This window comes from Phenylobacterium sp. (genome assembly GCF_031181185.1).
Taxonomy (GTDB): Bacteria; Pseudomonadota; Alphaproteobacteria; order Caulobacterales; family Caulobacteraceae; genus Phenylobacterium.
The window spans coordinates 1-2,620 of record NZ_JAPSKZ010000294.1; the positions used below are offsets into that span (position 1 = coordinate 1).

The 2,620-nt window shown below is 71.6% G+C and carries 3 protein-coding genes; all 3 read right to left on the reverse strand.

From position 1 onward, the window contains the following. The coding region (locus RIF93_RS20045; RefSeq protein ID WP_309093207.1) for a hypothetical protein at positions 1 to 399 on the reverse strand (399 nt) is incomplete at its 3' end. After that, positions 396 to 1,715 (reverse strand): serine hydrolase domain-containing protein, encoded by a 1,320-nt coding sequence (locus RIF93_RS20050; RefSeq protein WP_309093208.1) that lies wholly within the window; start codon positions 1,713 to 1,715, stop codon positions 396 to 398. The genes RIF93_RS20050 and RIF93_RS20045, both read right to left, overlap by 4 nt. A gap of 38 nt (positions 1,716 to 1,753) precedes the next feature. Then, on the reverse strand, positions 1,754 to 2,143 hold the full coding sequence (locus tag RIF93_RS20055) for a hypothetical protein (protein WP_309093209.1): 390 nt from the start codon (positions 2,141 to 2,143) through the stop codon (positions 1,754 to 1,756). Positions 2,144 to 2,620 lie beyond the last annotated feature (477 nt).

Below are 2,620 nucleotides of genomic sequence, written 5' to 3' on the forward strand. Positions count from 1 at the left end.
GGTGGCGCAGGCGACGCAAAGCGACGCCATGAGCGGATAGCTTCCGATCGCCCAGAGCCAGACATTGGGGCGATGGGTCCCCGCCGGGACGATCAGCCAGGCCCCCACCGAAGCATCAGCTATCGCCACGCCGGCGCCGACAACCAGGGCGGCCACCAGGACGAGGGGAAGGCGGCGGGGGGCGGGCAGGCCGATCTGCCGCGCGGCGGCCCCGAAGAGGATGATGCTTCCCAGAACCCCGATAACGCTGCCGCTGACCGCGATGAGCACGGCTCGGGGCCCCACGGAGCCGCTGCTCGCATAGTGGCCGATCAGCAGGAACAGGGCCGCCATCGACCAGATGATCACGGCATAGATGGTGGCCGACCGGGCGGCGCGCGAGGCGTGAAGGAAGCTCATGGCGCCCTTCTTCCCGGCGGCAGGGCCCGACCGGCTCTTTCGAGCAGGAGATCCCCGTTGGGCAGGAAGGTCAGGGTTGTCGCGGGATCGTGCTCCGCCTGGAACCGGCCATCGCCGAGATGCAGCAGACGGGTCGCCACCTGTCCGTCGGGCCGCGCGCGCAAATGACCATCGACGACGAAGACCTCCAGACCGACGTCCCCTATGCGGTAGACGCCGGTGAGGCCTTCGAGATCGTCAGCGGCGACGGGCAGGTCGAGCGGCGCCGCCCACGATCCGCCCGACGCGACGCGCCCCAGATCCTGCTCCAGCCTTTCCACGAGCGCGCCTGAATATACGCCGTTCGTCAGAACCACGACCCCCATGCGATCCCTGGGCCGCCACGCCATCTGGGTGATGAAGCCGGAAACGGCGCCGCCATGGTGCAGGCGCTCGCCGTCGGCGTCCACGTAAATTCCGAGGCCGTAGGGTGTGGCCGAGCCGTCGGCGAGGGTCTGGGCTTCAACCATGCGGGCGAGGGTGGCGGGGGCGAGGACGGCGCCGCCCATCAGGGCGGCCTGCCAGCGAAGGAGGTCGCCGGCTGTCGAGCACAGCAGCCCCGCCGGACCGCTGGCGTCCGGGTGGTGGCGCGGGTGCGGGACGGGCCGGGGCGCCGTGCGGTAGCCATGATCGAAGCCGGTCGGTCGATCGGGATCCTCGAACTCGCAGGGCTCGGTGTTTTCCAGCCCGAGCGGCCCCAGCAACTCCCGTTGAAGTTGGGCCCGGTACGGCAGCCCCGCCTCTCGCTCGAGTATCAGGCCGAGCAGGGCGTAGCCGTTGTTGTTGTAGCGAAAGCGGGCGCCCGGCTCGAACTCCACCGGCCGCTCCCTGAGGGCTCTCAGCAGGTCGTTGGCGGAGACGGGTCGGGACAGATCCTCGAACACGGGGTTCGAGGCGAGACCGGAGGTGTGCGCGAGCAGGTGTCGGATGGTGACGCGGGGCGCCGCCTGGCGGAGCTCCGGCAGCCACCTGCTCGCGGGGTCCTCCAGCGAGATGCGCCCCTGATCCACCCGGCGCAGGACCAGGGCGGCCGTGAAGGTCTTGGTGATTGAACCGATCTCGTAGACCGTGCCGGGCGCGGCCGGGACCGAGCGCGCCGCATCGAGATGTCCCCAGGCCGCGATCAGCGGCGGCTCGCCCGGGCGCGTGACGCCGACGGTCATGCCCAGTATCGGGGCGGTCATGTACCAGTTCGCGACCGGTTCCAGCGCCGCCGGCGCCACCGGCTCCGCGGCCTGAGCGCCGCCCCCGGCGGTCATGAGCAGGCTCGCCAGCATGCCGGCGGCCAGGACGGCGGATGTTAGAACCGAGCCGGTCACGCGCCCGCCTGCTCCAGGCAGAGGGCCACCCGCCGGGCGCGCTCCGGCGCGGGGAGGTTCTCGGCCCACCTCCTGCGCTCCGCAGCCCGGCCGATCTCGTCGTCGAACAGGCTCCTGCGGCGGCTGGCCTGGAACATCCACTCGTTGAGCGCCCGGTGACCGTCGACGCTGAAGGCGCCGCCCGTCGCTTCGGCGGCCGCCCGCTCGGCGGCCAGAACGCCCACGCAGGCTGCGGCGAAGCCGGCTGAGCCGTCGTCCTGCAAGGGGTCGACGACCGACACAGAGGCGCAGCTTGCGAGCACCGAGGCCGACAGGGCCGCCGCCAGGCAAAGGCCGCTGCGGCCAAGGCCGGGCGTGGAGTCGCGCCGTCGCAAGCCGTTCGTCATGCGACGACCCGCGGCGGAGGTCGTCAGGACGGCGCGAGCGCGGTGGCGCGGGTTCGTCGTGGGGCGGACCTCTGAATTTGCAGAGCCGGGTCGGTCAGGCGTCATGGCTTGCTCGGGATGTTTCAAGGCCCCGCAAGCCTGTCAGGCCGTGTTGGCGACGTCGCGCGCCGCGCGACGGACGCCGCGCGCGCCGCGACGGATGTCACCGGGCGTTCCGTGCGCCTCCGCCCGGCGCTGACCGAGGCGTTCGTCGCGGCTCCGCAGGCGCTGGTCGTCACAGGCGGCGATCGTCGCACCAGTTGGAGGCGCTCGCCGCAATCCTTTGGCGGGGGTGGGCGGCCCTCTGTCAAAGGCGGCGCATCTTGCTGGGAGAATGACCATGCGCCTGCTCATCGCGACGGCTGTCGCAACCCCCCTCTTGCTATCGAGCCCCGGAGCCGCCGAGGCCCAGTCCTTTTTGGAGGGCATGGCGCGACA